Consider the following 17,325-nt stretch of genomic DNA (forward strand, 5'->3'; position numbering starts at 1 on the left):
CTACGGTGGAGCGCATGCGCTATGCCGAGAACATCGTCGACCTGGTCGGCGACACGCCCCTGGTCAGGCTCAACCGGGTGACCTCCGGCATCGCCTGCACCGTCCTGGTCAAGCTCGAGTACCTGAACCCCGGCGGCTCCGCCAAGGACCGGATCGCCAGTCGCATCATCGACGCGGCCGAGGCCGCCGGCGATCTGAAGCCGGGCGGCACGATCGTCGAGCCCACCAGCGGCAACACCGGCGTCGGGCTGGCGCTGGTGGCGCAGCAGCGCGGCTACCGCTGCGTGTTCGTGGTGCCCGACAAGGTGGGTGCCGACAAGATCGACGTGCTGCGCGCCTACGGCGCCGAGGTCGTCGTGACGCCGACCTCGGTCCCCGCCGACAGCCCCGAGTCGTACTACAGCGTCAGCGATCGGCTGGCCCGTGAGATCCCCGGCGCGTTCAAGCCCAACCAGTACGAGAACCCCAACGGGCCGCGCAGCCACTACGAGACCACGGGGCCCGAGATCTGGCGCGACACCGACGGCGAGATCACCCACTTCGTCGCCGGCGTCGGCACCGGCGGCACGATCAGCGGCACCGGCCGGTACCTGCGCGAGGTCTCGGACGACCGTGTGCGCGTGATCGGCGTCGACCCCGAGGGCAGCGTGTACTCGGGTGGGACCGGCCGGCCGTATCTCGTCGAGGGCGTGGGGGAGGACATCTGGCCCGGGGCCTACGACCCGCAGGTGCCGAACGAGATCGTCGCCGTCACGGATGCCGAGGCGTTCGCCATGACGCGCCGGCTCGCCCGCGAGGAGGGCATCCTCGTCGGCGGATCCAGCGGGATGGCAGTGGTCGGCGCGCTGCGGGTCGCACGCGATCTGCCCGCGGATGCCGTGATGGTGGTGCTGCTGCCGGACGGCGGGCGCGGATACCTGGGCAAGATCTTCAACGATTCGTGGATGCGCTCCTACGGCTTCAGCGAGGTGGAGGCGGAGGAGACCGTCGCGGACGTGCTGGCCGCGCGCGACGTCGTGATCAAGCTCAAGCAGGAGACCCACCGGGCGATCCCCGCCCTGGTGCACACGCATCCCGACGAGACCGTGCTCGAGGCCATCGGAACCATGACCGAGTACGACGTCTCGCAGCTGCTGGTCCTCAGCGCCGAGCCTCCCGTGATGATGGGCGAGGTCGTCGGCGCAGTGGATGAGAAGGGGCTGCTCGACCTGCTGTTCCGCGGCGAGGCGCAGCCCGCCGACCCGGTCGGCATGCACGTGGGGGAGCGGTTGCCGCTCGTCGGCATCCACACCCCGGTCGCGCAGGCGCGCAGCGCGCTCGCCGACGCCGACGCCCTGCTCGTCACGGTCGACGGGCGCCCGCACACGGTCCTCACCCGTCAGGATCTGCTCGCATACCTGTCCCGCTGAGGTCACCTGGGTCCCTGAGCTTGTCGAAGGGTCGTCTCACGACGTAACAGGACGGCGGATGCCCGGGTCCGCGGGCGTACCGTGAGCACACCGCCCCACACGACCTGAGGAGAGTCATGACCGACCGCGCCTTCGCCACGCGAGCCATCCACGCGGGTCAGGAGCCCGACCCGACGACCGGCGCGATCATCCCGCCGATCTACCAGGCGTCCACGCACGTGCAGGACGGCATCGGCGGCTTCCGGGAGGGCTACGAGTACAACCGTGCGGGAAACCCCACGCGCTCCTCGCTCGAGACGCAGCTCGCGGCTCTGGAGGGCGGCGCCTCGGCGCTGTCGTTCTCGTCGGGGCTCGCAGCCGAGGATGCGCTGCTGCGCGGCATCCTGCGCCCTGGTGACCACGTGCTGCTCGGCAACGACGTGTACGGCGGCACCTACCGCCTGCTCACGAAGGTGCTGGCGCTCTGGGGCATCGAGACCACCACGGTGGAGCTGCAGGACGCGGATGCCATCCGCGCGGCGCTCCGGCCTGAGACGAGGATCGTGTGGCTGGAGACCCCCAGCAACCCGCTGCTGAAGATCGTCGACATCGCCGTGGTCGCGGAGATCGCGCACGCCGCCGGTGCGGTGCTGGTCGTCGACAACACGTTCGCCTCGCCGGCGCTGCAGCAGCCGCTCGCGCTCGGAGCCGACATCGTGGTCCACTCGACCACCAAGTACCTCGGCGGGCACTCCGACGTGCTCGGCGGCGCGGTGGTGCTGGCCGACGACCGGTTCGAGGAGGCGGTGCGCTTCCAGCAGTTCGCCGTGGGTGCGGTGTCCGCGCCCCTGGACGCCTGGCTCACGACGCGCGGCATCAAGACGCTCGCCGTGCGGGTGCGTCAGCACAGCGAGAACGCCCAGGCGATCGCCGAGTGGGCGGCGGCGCGGCCGGAGTTCTCCGAGGTCTACCACCCCGGCCTCGCCTCGCACCCCGGCCACGAGATCGCCGCACGCCAGATGAGCGGCTTCGGCGGGATGCTGTCCCTCGGTCTTTCCGGAGGAGCGGCAGCCGCGCGCGCGTTCGCCGAGTCGACCACGCTGTTCCAGCTCGCGGAGTCGCTCGGCGGCGTGGAGTCGCTGATCGGCTACCCGCCGGAGATGACGCACGCCTCGGTGCGCGGCACCGCGCTCGCCGTCCCCGAGAACGTGGTGCGGCTGTCCGTCGGAATCGAGGACGTCGCGGACCTCATCGCCGACCTGGAGGAGGGCCTGGCGCGCGTCGCCGCCCGCTGAACCTGGCATCCGCCCGCCGTCCCCGCTCGCCCGGGGCGCCGCCCGCGACGAGAAACCATTTCTCGCATGAGAAATGCGCGCATACGTGGTTTCTCGTGACGGATGTGGTTTCTCGCGACGGATGTGGTTTCTCGCGAGGGCAGTGCGCGGCGGGGCGAGTAACATGGAGGACTTCCCCTGCGTCGAAACGATTCGAGCGCAGCATCCGCTCCTCCCTGGAAAGTTCCCCGTGAGCGACGACCGCACTCCCACCGGCAGCATCCGGGCCATCACCGGAACCATCCGCACCTCCACGCCGACCGGTGCGATCCGCACCCTCGGGGCGAACCCGGCGACCGCGCCGATCATGCTGCACCCGGGCGACGCGATCTCCACCGGACGCCGGGTGCTCTACATCCTGCTGCTCGGGGCGCTCACGGCGCTCGGGCCGTTCACGATCGACCTGTACCTGCCGGCGTTCCCGCAGCTGGAGGCGGACTTCTCCACGTCGGCGGCGATGATCCAGCTGACGCTCACCGGAACCATGATCGGCTTCGCGATCGGGCAGCTGATCGTCGGGCCGCTCAGCGACAAGGTCGGGCGCCGCGTGCCGCTGGTCGTGGTGACAGCACTGCACGTGCTCGCCAGCATCGCCGCCGCGATCGCGCCGGATCTGATCCTGCTGGGTGCGGCGCGCGTGGTGATGGGCATCGGAGCGGCCGCCGGCGGCGTGGTGGCCATGGCGATCGTCCGTGACCTGTTCGGCGGGCGGCGACTGGTCGTGATGCTCTCGCGTCTGTCGCTGGTGTCGGGCGTCGCCCCCGTGGTCGCGCCGATCATCGGCTCGGGGCTGCTGACGATCATGCCGTGGCGGGGCATCTTCGTGGTCCTGGCCGGCTACGGCGCCGTGATGCTGCTCGCAGCGATCCTGCTGCTGCCCGAGACGCTGCCGAAGGCGCGCCGGCAGGAGCGCGGCTCCAGCACCGTGCTGCAGCGCTACCGCAGCGTGTTCTCCGATCGGGTGTTCGTGGGCGTGCTGATCATCGGCGGCATGACGTTCTCCGGCCTGTTCTCGTACCTGTCGGCCTCGCCGTTCCTGTTCCAGCAGACGCACGGGCTGAACCCCCAGGCGTACGGGCTGCTCTTCGCGGCGAACTCGCTCGGCGTGGTCGGCGGCGTGCAGGTGTCCGCGCGGCTGGCGGCACGGTTCGGGCCGCAGTGGGTGATGGCGTTCTCGACGGCTCTGCTGCTGATCGCGGGCGCCACGATCATCGTGTGCGACCAGGTGGGCGCCGGGTTCTGGGGCACCGTCATCCCGCTGTGGCTGTTCATGACGGCCTGCGGATTCACGTTCCCGTGCGTGCAGGTGCTCGCGCTCGACCGGCACGGCAAGGCCGCCGGCACAGCGGCATCCGTGCTGGGCGCGAGCAACAACGGCGTCGCCGCGATCATCTCGCCCGCCGTCGGGCTGATCTCGGCCGGGTCCGGCATCACCGCGACCACCATGGCGATCGTGATGGTCGGTTGCGCGGTGGTGGCGATCCTGTCGCTGTGGCTGATCGTGCGCCCGCGCACGGTCGCCATGCTCGCGCCCTGACGCGGGCGATGCGGGCGCTTCGACAGGCTCAGCGACCCACAACCTCTTCAGCAGCGGCCTAACCATGGGTCCCTGAGACCGTCGAAGGGTCGAAGCGCGCTCAGCCCATCAGTGCGAGCAGCACGTGCGACGCCTCGACGGCCTCCAGCTCGTGCGGTTCGGATGCCGCGACCTGGATCGCGCCGCCCGCGGTGAGGTCGTACTCGACACCGTCCACTCGGAACAGCACCCGGCCGGACACCACAGTGACGAGGATCGGCACGGGCGCCTTGTGCTCGCGCAGCATCGATCCGGCATCCATCGCCAGAGTGCGGATCCTGAATCCGTCGCCGTCCATGGTGCGGTGCGGGCGCACCCTCCCCTCCTCGACCGCGTGCGCGGCGACGAGGTCGGCGGCGGAGGCGGCAAGAAGGTGGTGCGAGGTCGCGATGCCCATAGCCAGAGGATATCCCCCGCGTCGTGCCGGGTGGATCGTGCCGGGCAGGCAGAATGGGACGATGACCAGGGGCAGGATGCTGATCGCGGCGGGCAGCATCCTGGCGATCGCCGCCGTGCTCGGCTGGACCGTCGTGGTGCTGCCCGGTGGCGCGGTGAACGGTCTCGACCAGGGCTGGCACGACCTGATGGTCGAGGTCAGACAGCCGTGGATGCTGGCGCTGTCGTACGTGCTGAACTACGTCGGCGGGGGATGGCGGGCGGGCCTCGCCGTGCCACTGGTGCTGATCGGGATCCTCCTGCTGCTGCGGCGCTGGCGGGTCGCGGTGCTCGCGGCCGCCGCGCTGCTGGTGAGCGTGGGACTCGCTCAGCTGATGAAGGCGCTGTTCGACCGTGCGCGGCCGGAGGACATGCTGGTCGTCTCGGACCCCGGATCATTCCCCTCCGGGCATACGACGAACGCCGCCACGCTCGCGGTGCTGCTGTACCTCGTCTGGCCGCGGCGCTGGACGGCAGCGGCCGGCATCGTCTGGACGACGGCCATGGCGCTGTCGCGGACCGTCCTCAGCGTGCACTGGCTCACCGACACCGTCGGCGGGGCGCTGGTCGGCGTCGCGGCGCCGCTGCTGGTCGCCGCGGCGGCCGGAGCCTGGGCGTCGCTAGGCTGGACGGGTACTGGAACGCCCGATCCCAAGGAGTCGCCCGTGTCGAGCATCCGCCCCTACCGTCCCTCCGATCGCGAGGCGATGTACGAGGTGTGCGTGAAGACCGCGGATGTCGGTCGCGACGCGACCGGGCTCTTCCGGGACGACCGGCTCTGGGGCGACATCTTCGCGGTGCCCTACGTGGAGCGGCATCCGGATCTGGCCTGGGTGGTGGAGTCCGCCGACGGGCGCACGATCGGGTACGTCGTGAGCACAGACGACACCGAGGCGTTCGAGACGTGGTTCCGCGACGAATGGTGGCCGGGCGTCGCGGACCGGTATCCGCTGTCGGGCGAGAGCGAGCCGACCAGACAGGATGCCATGATCGGGTTCGCGACCAGGCGAGCCCCCGGACTTGCCGCGCATGCTGCGGAGTATCCCGCTCACCTGCACATCGACCTGCTGCCCGAGACGCAGGGGCAGGGGCTGGGACGCCGGCTGATCGAGACGCTCTTCGACGAGCTGCGCCGTCGTGGCGTGGCAGGCCTGCACCTGGGGATGAACCCCGCGAATGCGGCCGCCGGTGCGTTCTACGAGCGGCTGGGCATGACGCTGCTCGAGACCACACCCGACGCCACGTACTACGGCATCCGCTTCGCCTGAGCCGGCGCGTGTTCATCAGCAGTCCCGCCATCGGATAGGATGGACAGGTTGTTTCCTGGTGACGTGTCCGAGCGGCCGAAGGAGCACGCTTGGAAAGCGTGTGTTGTGCAAGCAACCGCGGGTTCGAATCCCGCCGTCACCGCCAGAATGAAGAAGACCTCCGCGCCAGCGGGGGTCTTCTTCACTTCTGCGACCACGGTTGGCACTTCGGGCCCAGGGCCCCACGCGGCCGGAGGCTCCGCGCGCCGCCCGACATGCTCGACGCAAGCCGATCCGCGTGACGAGGCGGCGGGTGGAGTGGCCGCGAGGGACTCGAATCCCGCCGTCACCGCCAAACCGACTGAAGGCCTCCGCTGAGCGGGGGCCTTCAGTCGTCTCCGTGAGGCCGCACGTAGAATCTCCTGGTGCCCACCCCCAAGATCGTGCTGTTCTACGCGTTCGCGCCGCTCGCCGACCCGGATGCCATCCGGCTGTGGCAGCGCGACCTCGGTGAGGCGCTGCGCCTGCGCGGCCGCATCATCATCTCGAAGGACGGCATCAACGGCACTCTCGGCGGTGATCTTCCCGCGCTGAAGAAGTGGGTGCGCCGGTTCCGCGACCACGCGGCGTTCAAGGACGCCGACATCAAGTGGAGCGAGGGCACGGGGATCGACGCCGACGGCTTCAGCGTCGACTTCCCGAAGCTCAGCGTGAAGGTGCGGGACGAGATCGTCTCGTTCGGCGCTCCCGGCGAGCTGCGGGTCGACGAGCACGGCGTGGTCGGCGGCGGCGAGCGGCTCACCCCGGCGCAGCTGCACGAGCTGATGGACGAGCGCGGCGACGAGGTGGTCTTCTTCGACGGGCGCAATGCGCTCGAGGCGGAGATCGGCCGGTTCCGGAACGCGATCGTGCCCGACACCGAGACCACCCGCGACTTCGTGCGCCTGCTGGACTGCGGGGAGTACGACGACCTGAAGGGCAAGCCGGTCGTCACCTACTGCACCGGCGGAATCCGCTGCGAGGTGCTGTCCAGCCTGATGGTGTCGCGCGGCTTCGGAGAGGTGTACCAGCTCGAGGGCGGCATCGTCCGCTACGGCGAGGCCTACGGCGACGACGGGCTGTGGGAGGGCTCGCTGTACGTGTTCGACAAGCGCGGCTCGGTCGACTTCTCCGACCACACCGCCGTCATCGGCGAATGCGTCGGGTGCGGGGCATCCACCAGTCGCACGGCGAACTGCCCGGACGCGTCGTGCCGTCGGCAGTTCGTGGTCTGCGCGGACTGCGGTGCCGTGCCCTGCGCGGAGCACGCAGCCGCAGCTCCGCTCAGCGCCCCCGCGTGAACAGCGACGCGGGCAGCAGCCTGGCCAGCACGCGCTGACGCGAGTCGACGCTCACGGCCAGCTGTGCGAGCACGATCTTCAGCGGGTTCGCCAGGTTCCCGGCATCCGGCCTCGACTGCGCGTAGCTGATGTGCTCGACCGCCCGCACCAGCGGCGCGAGGGCCGCGGGGTCCACCCCGCGGGTCATGGCGAGCACGTCGGCGCGCACGCGCGCGGTCTGCGCCTCGGGCGCGGCGAGCCCCAGATCCACGAGCGTGTCGCTCAGCTCCCGCCACGCGGCCATCGCATCCCCGCCCCGCGCCCGCCTCACGCGTGCGGCGCGGCGCAGCTCGCGCACCAGCATCGGCAGCAGCAGCACGATCAGGATGCCGAACACGGTCAGCGTCACCGGGGTCGGATCCAGCCTCTGCAGCGGGACCGCCCCCGACGAACCCGGGTCCCGCTCCTCGGCCGGGCCGCCGGTCGGGGTGGGGGTGGCGCCGGAGGAGGGACCGGCGCTCGGCTGCGGCGCATCAGGTCCTTCGCCGCTGTCGCCACCCGCCGAGTCGGACTGGAAGTCGGTGGGCACCCCGAGCGTCGCGGTGGGCTCGAAGGGCACCCAGCCGATGCCCTCGAAGTGCACCTCCGGCCAGGAGTGCAGCTGGTCGCTCGAGACCGAGTAGACGATGTCCTTGCCGCGCTTCTCATCGGTCGTCGTGCCCGGCAGGTAGCCGACCACGATGCGCACCGGCATGCCGAGCGACGAGGCCATCAGGGCGAAGGCGCCGGCGAAGTGGATGCAGTAGCCCGTGCGCTTCTCGAGGAAGGTCGCCACGGCATCCGCTCCCGTGCCGTCGAAGCCCTCGGTCACGGGCGCCTCGAGCGAGTAGGTGAAGTCGGTGCGGAACCAGTCCTGCAGGGCGATCAGCCTGTCGTAGTCGGTGTCGGCGTCCGCGGTGACCTGATGGGCGAGCTGCGAGATGATCGGCGGGAGGTCCGCGGGGAGGTCGGCCATGGGGCCGGTCGCCGCGGATGCGCGGATCTGCTCCAGCGTGGGCGCGGCGGTCGCGACCTGCACGGTGTAGTCGGCGCCGGCGGCGTCCTGCGTGCGGCTGACGACGGTGCGGTTCCCGGGCATCGCCGACCAGCCGCTGCCGACGTCGGTCACCCGCTGCGGGGCGTACGGCACGGGCAGACGGTCGCTGGAGACGCCGGTCACCCGGATGGACACGGTGGTGTCGACGGTCTTGATCGGGTCCGCCCAGTCGCGCTCGCCGAATCCGTCGCCCAGCGGCACCCGGTCGCCGCTGTCCGGCCGCCACACGTCGCCGTCGAAACGGGACAGCGTCGCCATGCGCAGGTACGGCGGCAGCGCGGCTGAGGTCACCAGGGTCAGCGCCTCGATTCCCTCCGGGCGGCGCAGATCCTCGCCGAGCCGCAGGTCGGCGTTGACCGTCAGCATCGGTCCGGTGCCGGGAAGAGCGGATGCCACCGGCAGGACCGGCGCGAGCACGAGCGCCAGCACCACCGCGACGACGCCCGCCGAGGTGGCCACCGAGTAGGAGACGCCCTGCGGGGCGCGCCGGTCGTGGCTGGCGCCGAACCGCAGCAGCAGCAGGGTGACGATGGCCTGCATCAGGAACCAGGCGATGTTCACGGAGCCGAAGGAGATCAGCATCGGCATGACGCCGACCACCGAGGTGAACAGCACGGCCAGCATCACCTGCCGGTGCGCGACCAGCTGGTCGAGCAGGATCACGACCACCGCGAAGGCCAGGCCCAGCAGGGTCGCCATCGGCATGGATGCCGCGATGGGGGCGACGCCGTTCATGATCTCGTCGACGCTCTGCTGCAGCCGCAGCCCGATCAGGCGCACCGACTGGTCGGTGGGGATGAGACCCATGAGGGCGGTCTCGCCGGCGAGCATGGCGGTGAGCGCCACGACCGCCGCGATGATCTGCGCGACCAGAACGACGACGGCGCGGATGCCGGGGCGCATGCGTGCGGTCGCGAGACGCCCGAGGACGCCGGTGAGCACGATCACGACGATCAGTGACCCGAGCACGAACGTCCACAGTCCCGGGAGCACGGCGCCGGTGTACGACCACACCGAGACGAAGGCGGCCAGCGCCGTCAGCGCGCCCGCGCCGGCCGGGCTGACCGGTCGGCGCTCGGAGTCGCGCTCGCGGGCCCGGTCAGACATGCGGCACCGCCTGGAAGGGGAGGACGGATGCCCAGGTGTCGGCGAGGTCCACGGCGGACGACGGCAGCGGGGCGGGACGCCAGCCGTGCTCGCGCACGGTGGACATCGCGTCGTCGGAGGCCTCCGCCGCGAACAGCAGCGGGGCGGCCGCTCCGGCGGTGCTGAGCTTCTCGGCGTCCTCGTCGGGCAGTCGCCCGGTGATCAGCACGAGCGGGCCGGGGGGAGTGCTGCCGACCACCGACCGCAGATCGTGGGTCTCGCCGCGCGGGGCGACCATCGCGAGGGCGATCATGAGATCGTCGCGGTCCTCCTCGTGGCCGCGCAGCGCTCCCAGCGCGTTGCCGGAGCTGTCGACCACGTCGACGCTGTAGCCGTCCTGCGCCAGGCGCAGTGCGACGGAGGCGCACAGCGTGACCGCGCTCTCGAACAGCGGATCGGGCTCGTCGCCCGGTCGGTCCCAGCGGTCGGCGGCGCGGTCGAGCACGACCATGGCATCCGGGCTCGCCTCTTCCTCCTCCTGCCGCACCATCAGGGATCCGCGGTGTGCGGTGGCCCGCCAGTGGATGCGGCGACGCGAGTCGCCGGCAGCGTACGGGCGGGGGATGAGGTTGTCGGCGCCCTGCCCGATCCGCGTGGAGCGCGTCTGCGCCGTGCCTCCGGCCGCGCCCACCTTGGTGGGCAGCGGGTCGAGCGCGACGGTCTGCGGGATGACGGTGATCGTGCGCGTGTCGCCGAAGGCCTGCTCGCGCTGGGCGAGGCCGAACGGGTCGGTGGTGCGCAGCATCAGCGGGCCGAGCACGGAGATGCCGCGGCGGACACCCTCCAGGTCGTAGCGCAGGGCGTCCTGCGGGTAGGCGCCGGTCGCCTCGCCGCGCACCGCGGTCGGGAGCGTGTCGCGCCAGATGCCGTTGGGGACGCCGAAGGCCCACAGATCGAAGCGCACCTGCACCCGGGAGGTCTCGCCGACGGCGAGCAGGTCGGTGGAGATCTGCCGGCGCACTTCGCCGCGTCGCCGCGGCACGCGCACGATCATCAGGCAGATCAGCGGCAGCGCCACGAGCAGCACGCCGAGGTAGAGCAGGGGTCGCGCGGAGACGATGTTCGCCGCGATCATCAGCAGGATGCCCGAGAGCAGGCATCCCCACCCCCGACCGGTCAGCGGACGGCGCTTCATGGGGCTCAGCGGCGTGCGCCGGCGAAGGGCACCGGCACGCGGGAGATGATCTGGGTCAGCGCGGCCTCGACCGGCTGGGTGCCGGCGCGGTGCACGCCGCGGGCGGCGAGCAGGCGGTGCGCGAACACCGGGATCACGAGGTCGGCGATGTCGTCGGGCACGACGAACTCGCGCCCGTCGAGCGCGGCGCGCACCTTGGCGGCGCGCACCAGCTGCAAGGTCGCCCGGGGGCTCGCGCCCAGGTGCAGGCCCGGGTCCTGGCGGGTGGCCTGCGCGAGCGCGACCGCGTACTCCTCGAGGGATTCGGCCACGTGCACGCGACGGGTCCAGGCGATCAGGGCGCCGATGGTGGCGGCATCCGTGACGGGCGAGATCGCGGCGAGCGGGTTGGAGGTCTCGCGCTGACGCAGCATCTGGGTCTCGGCAGCGGCATCCGGGTAGCCCATCGAGATGCGCATCATGAACCGGTCGCGCTGGGCCTCGGGCAGCGGGTAGGTGCCCTCCATCTCGAGCGGGTTCTGCGTCGCGACGACGAGGAACGGCGCGGGCAGGTGGTGCGTGGAGCCGTCGACGGTGACCTGCCCCTCCTCCATGGCCTCGAGCAGCGCGGACTGGGTCTTGGGCGAGGCGCGGTTGATCTCGTCGGCGATTACGATGTTGGCGAACACGGCGCCGCGCTTGAACTCGAACTCGCGCGCCACCGGGTCGTACACGGCGACGCCGGTCACGTCGCCGGGGAGCAGGTCGGGGGTGAACTGGATGCGGCGGACGGTGGCGTCGACGCTGGCCGCGAGGGCCCGCGCGAGCATGGTCTTGCCGACGCCCGGGACGTCCTCGATGAGCAGGTGGCCCTCGGCGAACAGGCAGGTCAGCGCGCTGCGCACGGCCTCCGGCTTGCCGTCGATGACGGAGGAGACCGAGGCGATGATCTGCGAGGTGTGCTCGGCGAACCGCTCGGCGGTGATTTCAGGCGTGATCTGGGCGGTGCTCTGCTCTGGCATGCGGTGGCTCCCCTGCGCGACGGTGCGAACTCTGATCGTAACGCGGGGAGGTGACCGGGGGGAGCGTTCAGCCCCAGAGCACCGTGCGTGGCACCTCGTCCAGCCGGCCGGGCTGGGCGCGGGCGGCGCGCAGGGTCACCAGGCCCGTCTCGCCCTGCAGCTCGATCAGCTCGCATGGTCCGAGCGCCTGCTTCCACAGATCGCGGAAGTGCTCGGCATCCGCTCGTCGCCGGGCGATCTGCGTCGGGACCGGAAGGAGCGCCGGGGAGCGGCGGCCGGGGAGGCGCAGCAGGAAGCGCGGCGTGCGCACCGGCCCGAACAGCTCCTGCACGGCGTCGGCCAGCATCCTCCGGGTGCGAGCCTCACCCTGGAAGGCCAGTCGCAGACGCGAGGAGCCGTCGAGAAGGCGTTGCAGCTCGACCTCGATGGCGCCCTCCGGCAGGGGCGGGATGCGACCGGCATCCTGCAGCGCCTGGCCGGCCGCCTGCGCCGCCGCGCGATACGCCTGTGCGGGATCGCGCCGCTGCCGCACCGCCCTCGTGATCGCGCCCAGCCGAAGGCTCGCGGGGAAGAGCGCGCCGAGCACGGCGCCGATGCCGAACGCGAGCGGCGGATCCCAGCCCAGGAAGCCGCTGGCCATGCCGACCGCGCCGCCGCCGATCAGCGCGCTGTACAGCAGCGATCCGCTCGCGCCCGCGGCCACCGCGGGCAGGGTCTGCACCAGCTCGGAGCGACGGATGCTGCGCATGGCCACGACGTCGCGCTCCCTCGCCTCATACGGCTCGCCGACGCGCCAGTCCGCGAGCGTCTGCGCGCGCGACCGCATCCCGGACTTCACGGCCTCGTTCAGCTGCGCGATCGTGGCGGTGGTGTCCTTCGCGACGATGCGATCGAGAAGCGCCTGAGCCGGGGCATCCAGCGCGGCGCCGAGACCGGTGATCACGCGGGTGTGGTCGTCGGCGCTCAGCCCCCACAGGTGATCGTGGCGGCGGCGCAGCCGGTTCAGCTCGGCGGCGTCGTCCAGCTCCACGTGCGGAGGGATCAGGCAGACGACCGACCAGTTGTGGGCGACCTTCCCAGGCCAGGCCGGGTCCAGGCGCAGCGTGCGTCCGCGCAGCTGCTGCGTGCCGACGCTCGTCGCCACGCTGGTCAGGTCGATCAGTGTGTTCACCGCCGGGCAGTCCCAGCCCTCGCCGAGCAGCCCGCGGGTGCCCACCAGCAGCCGGACGGTGCCGTCCGTCACGAGCCGTGACACGGCGGCGACCAGACGCCCGCCGCCGAAGCCGGGCACGCGCAGCACCCGGGTGGGGCCGAAGCCGTCCTCGACCTCGACCGCGGTGTCGAGCATCACCCGCAGCGCGCGGGCGATGCGCTCGGCGTCCGCGGCGGTCGTGCGCAGATGCTGAGCAGTGAGCAGCACCGGCGCGAGCGCGGCGGTCTCCGGCTCGGATGCCAGCAGATCGAACACGCGCAGGGCGCCGGGCGCGGCATCCCCGGTGAGGCCGCGATTGTCGCCGGACTCCACCACATCCGTCACGACCACCGCGCGGATGCGCTCGCCGTCGGGGGAGCGCAGTTCGTCCCGCAGGATGTCGACCGCGGCGTGATCCTTCGCGACCGACGTCGACAGCGTGGCCTCGAGCGGGTTGCGTCCGCGGCGGATGCCGCGATCCGTCAGATGCAGCCCGAAGTCGGCCAGCGCGCCCTTCACGTACCGCCACTGATCGTGCGCGGCGGGGTCGGGCAGCAGCCGAGCGAGGGCGAAGCGGGACAGCACCAGCAGCAGATCGTCCGTGCTCGCCCGGCCGAACAGCTGCGGATCCAGGAACGCGACGAGTCGATGCTCGGGCGCGATCACCCTCAGCACGGCGCCGCAGGTGCGGGCGAGGGCGAAGTCGTCGCTGAGGGCTCGGTCGATGCCGCGGCGGGCGGTCTCCTCCGGCGGGAGCGGATGCTGATCGGCATCCGTCTCCGCTTCCTGCACGGGCGCGGGCGGCTGCAGCTGCCGCTCGAGGTAGGTGACGCCGTCGGCAGACGCGAGCACCTGCACCATGAGCTCGTGCAGCCGCGCCTCGCTCTGGCGGATGAAGAGCGCCTCCTGCGGGACGGGCTCGGTGAACCGGACGTACGAGCGGTACGGCGCGAGGTGCCCCTCCTTCACGACCGCCGGGGTCGGCACCTCGTAGTCGACCTCCCCGAGCAGGCCGGTGTAGTTCTCGAAGCCGGTGCCGTCATCGGGGGAGGGGAGCGTCGCGGTCAGCCCGATCAGCAGGCCGGTCCCGCCGCGCTCGCGGATCCGCGCCCGCAGGTAGGCGACGACGATGGCCCAGTGATCCAGCAGGTGGTGGCACTCGTCGAGCACGATCGTGTCGACGCCGGCCTCGACGATGCGCTCGATCAGCGCGAGCGCGTTCGGATGCAGTACGCGGGCGAGCAGGTCAGGTCGCGCCTGCGCGAAGCGGCGGCGGAGCGACGCTGCGCGCTTGCGGATGCCGCGCAGGTACTGCGCCCGGTTGTCGACTGCGATCGTGGCGAGCCACGTCTCGGCATCCGCGTCCGTGCGCCCCGCCGCGGTCAGCTCCTCCGCCCATTGCGCCCGGGCGAGGTCGTCGAAGGGCGAGCTGTCGCCGGTGACGCTCAGCAGCTGATAGGTCAGCACCGTGAGGTCGGCGAGGGATGCCGGATCGTCGCCGACCCGGGAGGCGTCGGCGGTGAGGGTGCGCGCGGTCCGCAGCCACTGCTCTCGGATCGTGACGGTGGGGGCGAGCACCAGCGTGCGGTGCTGCTCACGCGCGGCCAGCAGCAGGCCGAGCAGCGTCTTTCCGGAGCCGGGCGGCGCGACGATGTGCATCGCACCGTCGACCGGGGAGGGCGGAATCTGCGCCAGCACCTCGGACTGGTAGGTGCGCAGCTCGCCGTCGTACCGCCAGTCGGCGAGCGGTCCGGGCTGCGGTGTCATCGTGATCGAGCGTAGCGGGGGAGTCCCGCCCCGCTCGGACCCCGGCGACTGTCCGAGGGCGCCCCTCCGGTCGGGTAGACTCGTGGACGGCTCTCCGCGTGACGGCATCCAGGCCAATTCCCCCAGGACGGAAACGTAGCAAGGGTAACCGGGCTCTGTCGGGTGCGCGGAGGGTCTTTTCTTTTGCCCGATGCCCGCGGCATCCGCCCGAGTCATACGGGTCGATGCCGTCCTCGGTTCGCTCACCGGTTCTCCTGCGAGGATCGTCGTGTGACAGCATCCGCTCCTCCCGTCGCGCGCTCGCCGAAGGCGACGCGCTTCCTCGCGCCGATCGGCCTGCTCGCCCTGATGTGGGCGATCCAGCTCGCGGATGCTGTGCTGCCGGGAACCTTCGTCGGCTGGGGGCTGCGGTCGTGGGACCTCGGCAGCCTGCAGGGTCTCGTGCTGGGCCCGCTGCTGCACGCGAGCTGGACGCATCTGATCGGCAACTCCGTGCCGTTCCTCATCCTCGGATGCCTCGTCGCCGTCGAGGGCGCGAGGCGGTTCTGGCTGGTGACGGCGGTCGTCGCGCTGGTCGGAGGCGCGGGGACCTGGCTGCTCAACGCTCCGGGGACGCTCACGGTCGGGGCATCCGTGCTGGTGTTCGGCTACTTCGGCTACGTGGTGCTGCGCGTCATCGCGCCGGGCCGTCTGGCCCATCGAATCGCGTACGCGGGCATCGCGCTGATCGTCATCGTGCTCTACGGCACCACGGTGCTGACCGGCATCTTCGGCGCCGGGCCCGGCATCTCCTGGCAGGCGCACCTGTTCGGCGCGATCGGCGGCGGGCTCGTCGCACTCACCGGCAGGCGGAGGGAACCGGCCGCGTGAGCCAGCGCCGATCCCGCGCCACCGTGCTGCGGCGCCGCGCTCGTCGTCGCCGCGAGCGGAAGCGGATGCTGCGGATCGCCGCGATCACGATCTCCGTCGCTCTGGTTCTGGGTGTCGTGTTCGTCGGGATGGGGCTGCTCACCGCACCGCGGGGCGAGCGGTACTGCGCCGAACGGCCGCAGACGTTCCCCGATCAGGGCGTGGCCGGATGGAGCGGGGACCAGCTCGTGAACGCGGCGATCATCGTGGGCGCCGCACGCGATCTCGGGTTCGGGCGCGACGGTCAGGTGCTGGGCGTCATGGCGGCGATGGGGGAGAGCTCGCTGCACAACATCGGCTACGGCGACTGGGAGACCTCGGGCGTCAGGAATCCCGACGGCAGCCGCACCTCCAGCATCGGGCTGTTCCAGCAGCAGAAGTGGTGGGGGAGCGTCGAGGAGCGGATGGACCCCGCGACCGCGGCGACGAAGTTCTACGTGCGGCTGGAGAAGATCGCGGGCTGGCAGCAGATGCCGCCTTCGCACGCCATCCACCGGGTGCAGATCAACGCCGACCAGGAGCACTACGCGCGCTTCCAGGACGACGCGACGGCAGTGGTGGATGCCCTGTCGGGGCCGTGCCCGGGATGAATGTCGGCGGTTACTGATATGGAATATATGTTCTAACGTGGTTCACAAAAGTGTGTCCAATTTTAGAATAAATGCTTGACAGTCTGGGTGATCGTTCGTAGGCTGGTGGTATGTCCACGGCACTGTCGCCCCTGCGTGAGGCCCTCACGGTCCTCGATGACGCATGGGCGGATGCCGGGGAGGTGGGCGAGCTGTCGCGCTCGAAACTGATCGCTGCGAATGCGGCACTCGGTGCTCTGAAACGGCGCGTCGATGCGCTGGCCGTGCAGGTCGCGGCCGGCATCGCGCATGAGTCGCGTCCAGAGTTGGGTGCGGAGTCGCTGGCGAAGCAGGCCGGGTTCCGGACGCCCGCGGCCCTGATCGCCGCGACGACCGGTGTCTCAACGGGGGACGCCGCGCGGTTGGTGAAGGTCGGGGAGGCTGTGGCGCCCCGGGTGGATCTGGTCGGCGAGCGGATGCCGGCGAAGTACCCGGCTGTGGAGGCGGCGCTGTCCGCAGGCGAGGTGGGCGCTGCCGGGGCTGCGGTGATCGTGGAGTTCCTGGACCGCGCGCGCATCGGACGCGACCGAGACGTCGTCGCGGACGTGGAGGCGCGGCTCGTGGAACGCGCGGTCGGGCTGTCGCTGGATGACGTGCGCCGGCTCGTCAAGCGGGCCGAGATACTGCTGGAGCAGGACAGACTCGAAGCACGCGAAGAGGAGCGCCGGGCGTCCCGGTCGCTGACGTTCTTCGAGCGCGACGGGATGCTGCACCTCAGCCTCGTCACCGACGTGGAGTCCGGTGCACCGATCCGCACCGCGATCGACGGATACGTCACCGCTCAGTTCCAGGCCCGAAAGGACGCCGAGGCCGCGGCCGTCGCTGCCCGCCGGGCCGATGCCGGGGTCGCGGGTGGGGGCGTCGGCGCAGATCGTGAAGACGGGGCCGTGTCGGGTGCTGAGAGCGATTCCTGTGCGGGCGGGACTGGCTTCTCGGCTGCTACCGCTCCGGGCGCGGGCGGCCTGGATGAAGACCGCCGCACGGTCGCGATGATGCGCGCCGACGCGCTCGCCCTGTTCTGCGGGCATGTGCTCGGCTGCGAAACCTCTGTCCCCGTCGCAGGCGCGACCGTGATCGTCAGGGTCGACCTCGACGACCTCGAGAGCGGCACCGGACACGGCACGATCGATGGGACCGATCAGCCCGTCAGC

At 71.4% G+C, this 17,325-nt stretch carries 13 protein-coding genes, 1 tRNA gene and 1 other RNA gene; 10 read left to right on the forward strand and 5 right to left on the reverse strand.

The window, feature by feature from the left end:
- Positions 1–14: 14 nt before the first annotated feature.
- From BGN97_RS17845 to BGN97_RS17855, 3 genes are all read left to right on the forward strand, one after another.
- A complete protein-coding gene (locus tag BGN97_RS17845; RefSeq protein ID WP_292704591.1) occupies positions 15–1,409 on the forward strand; it encodes a cystathionine beta-synthase in 1,395 nt (464 codons plus the stop codon).
- A gap of 116 nt (positions 1,410–1,525) precedes the next feature.
- Positions 1,526–2,683, forward strand: a complete 1,158-nt coding sequence (locus BGN97_RS17850; protein WP_292704593.1) for a cystathionine gamma-synthase — start codon at positions 1,526–1,528, stop codon at positions 2,681–2,683.
- A 346-nt stretch (positions 2,684–3,029) separates the two neighbouring features.
- On the forward strand, positions 3,030–4,259 hold the full coding sequence (locus BGN97_RS17855; RefSeq protein ID WP_292704617.1) for a multidrug effflux MFS transporter: 1,230 nt from the start codon (positions 3,030–3,032) through the stop codon (positions 4,257–4,259).
- Between the two features lie 100 nt (positions 4,260–4,359).
- Here the strand turns inward: BGN97_RS17855 and BGN97_RS17860 are convergent, their stop codons facing one another.
- Positions 4,360–4,695 (reverse strand): cupin domain-containing protein, encoded by a 336-nt coding sequence (locus tag BGN97_RS17860; protein ID WP_292704595.1) that lies wholly within the window; start codon positions 4,693–4,695, stop codon positions 4,360–4,362.
- A 61-nt stretch (positions 4,696–4,756) separates the two neighbouring features.
- On the opposite strand from BGN97_RS17860, the gene BGN97_RS18555 reads away from it, so the two are divergent.
- The 3 genes from BGN97_RS18555 to BGN97_RS17880 all read left to right on the forward strand — a co-directional run bounded on the left by BGN97_RS18555 (position 4,757) and on the right by BGN97_RS17880 (position 7,320).
- Complete coding sequence (locus BGN97_RS18555; RefSeq protein ID WP_363331459.1) at positions 4,757–6,001, forward strand: GNAT family N-acetyltransferase; 1,245 nt, start codon at positions 4,757–4,759, stop codon at positions 5,999–6,001.
- A gap of 57 nt (positions 6,002–6,058) precedes the next feature.
- A tRNA-Ser gene (locus BGN97_RS17875) sits at positions 6,059–6,146 on the forward strand.
- Between the two features lie 259 nt (positions 6,147–6,405).
- Positions 6,406–7,320: a rhodanese-related sulfurtransferase gene (locus BGN97_RS17880; RefSeq protein ID WP_292704597.1), complete on the forward strand. Its 915-nt coding sequence runs from the start codon at positions 6,406–6,408 to the stop codon at positions 7,318–7,320.
- Here BGN97_RS17880 and BGN97_RS17885 read toward each other — a convergent pair.
- The 4 genes from BGN97_RS17885 to BGN97_RS17900 all read right to left on the reverse strand — a co-directional run bounded on the left by BGN97_RS17885 (position 7,304) and on the right by BGN97_RS17900 (position 14,636).
- Positions 7,304–9,502, reverse strand: coding sequence for a DUF3488 and transglutaminase-like domain-containing protein (locus BGN97_RS17885; protein WP_292704599.1), 2,199 nt, complete (start codon positions 9,500–9,502; stop codon positions 7,304–7,306). The two genes, BGN97_RS17880 and BGN97_RS17885, sit on opposite strands and share 17 nt — an antisense overlap.
- Positions 9,495–10,676 carry a DUF58 domain-containing protein gene (locus BGN97_RS17890; protein WP_292704601.1) on the reverse strand — a complete coding sequence of 394 codons (1,182 nt, stop codon included), beginning with the start codon at positions 10,674–10,676 and terminating at the stop codon, positions 9,495–9,497. The genes BGN97_RS17885 and BGN97_RS17890 overlap by 8 nt, the downstream gene beginning before the upstream one ends.
- 5 nt (positions 10,677–10,681) lie before the next feature.
- Positions 10,682–11,677 carry a MoxR family ATPase gene (locus BGN97_RS17895; RefSeq protein ID WP_292704603.1) on the reverse strand — a complete coding sequence of 332 codons (996 nt, stop codon included), beginning with the start codon at positions 11,675–11,677 and terminating at the stop codon, positions 10,682–10,684.
- 67 nt (positions 11,678–11,744) lie between these two features.
- Positions 11,745–14,636: a DEAD/DEAH box helicase family protein gene (locus BGN97_RS17900; protein ID WP_292704605.1), complete on the reverse strand. Its 2,892-nt coding sequence runs from the start codon at positions 14,634–14,636 to the stop codon at positions 11,745–11,747.
- 85 nt (positions 14,637–14,721) lie between these two features.
- Here BGN97_RS17900 and ffs point away from each other — a divergent pair.
- From ffs to BGN97_RS17920, 4 genes are all read left to right on the forward strand, one after another.
- Positions 14,722–14,818: signal recognition particle sRNA small type (gene ffs, locus BGN97_RS17905), an RNA gene on the forward strand.
- Positions 14,819–14,906: 88 nt separating this feature from the next.
- A complete protein-coding gene (locus tag BGN97_RS17910) occupies positions 14,907–15,506 on the forward strand; it encodes a rhomboid family intramembrane serine protease (protein WP_292704607.1) in 600 nt (199 codons plus the stop codon).
- A complete protein-coding gene (locus BGN97_RS17915) occupies positions 15,503–16,135 on the forward strand; it encodes a hypothetical protein (protein WP_292704609.1) in 633 nt (210 codons plus the stop codon). The genes BGN97_RS17910 and BGN97_RS17915 overlap by 4 nt, the downstream gene beginning before the upstream one ends.
- Positions 16,136–16,245: 110 nt before the next feature.
- The coding region (locus tag BGN97_RS17920; RefSeq protein ID WP_292704611.1) for a DUF222 domain-containing protein at positions 16,246–17,325 on the forward strand (1,080 nt) is incomplete at its 3' end.

Origin of the sequence: Microbacterium sp. 69-10 (assembly GCF_001897945.1) — a bacterium.
Lineage (GTDB): Bacteria > Actinomycetota > Actinomycetes > Actinomycetales > Microbacteriaceae > Microbacterium.

Coding starts and splice junctions, on each gene's coding strand:
- BGN97_RS17855 (WP_292704617.1), top strand. CDS start 3,030: ATGCTGCACCCGGGCGACGCGATCTCCACCGGACGCCGGGTGCTCTAC.
- BGN97_RS17845 (WP_292704591.1), top strand. CDS start 15: ATGCGCTATGCCGAGAACATCGTCGACCTGGTCGGCGACACGCCCCTG.
- BGN97_RS17895 (WP_292704603.1), bottom strand. CDS start 11,677: ATGCCAGAGCAGAGCACCGCCCAGATCACGCCTGAAATCACCGCCGAG.
- BGN97_RS17860 (WP_292704595.1), bottom strand. CDS start 4,695: ATGGGCATCGCGACCTCGCACCACCTTCTTGCCGCCTCCGCCGCCGAC.
- BGN97_RS17885 (WP_292704599.1), bottom strand. CDS start 9,502: ATGTCTGACCGGGCCCGCGAGCGCGACTCCGAGCGCCGACCGGTCAGC.
- BGN97_RS17900 (WP_292704605.1), bottom strand. CDS start 14,636: ATGACACCGCAGCCCGGACCGCTCGCCGACTGGCGGTACGACGGCGAG.
- BGN97_RS17890 (WP_292704601.1), bottom strand. CDS start 10,676: ATGAAGCGCCGTCCGCTGACCGGTCGGGGGTGGGGATGCCTGCTCTCG.
- BGN97_RS17850 (WP_292704593.1), top strand. CDS start 1,526: ATGACCGACCGCGCCTTCGCCACGCGAGCCATCCACGCGGGTCAGGAG.
- BGN97_RS18555 (WP_363331459.1), top strand. CDS start 4,757: ATGACCAGGGGCAGGATGCTGATCGCGGCGGGCAGCATCCTGGCGATC.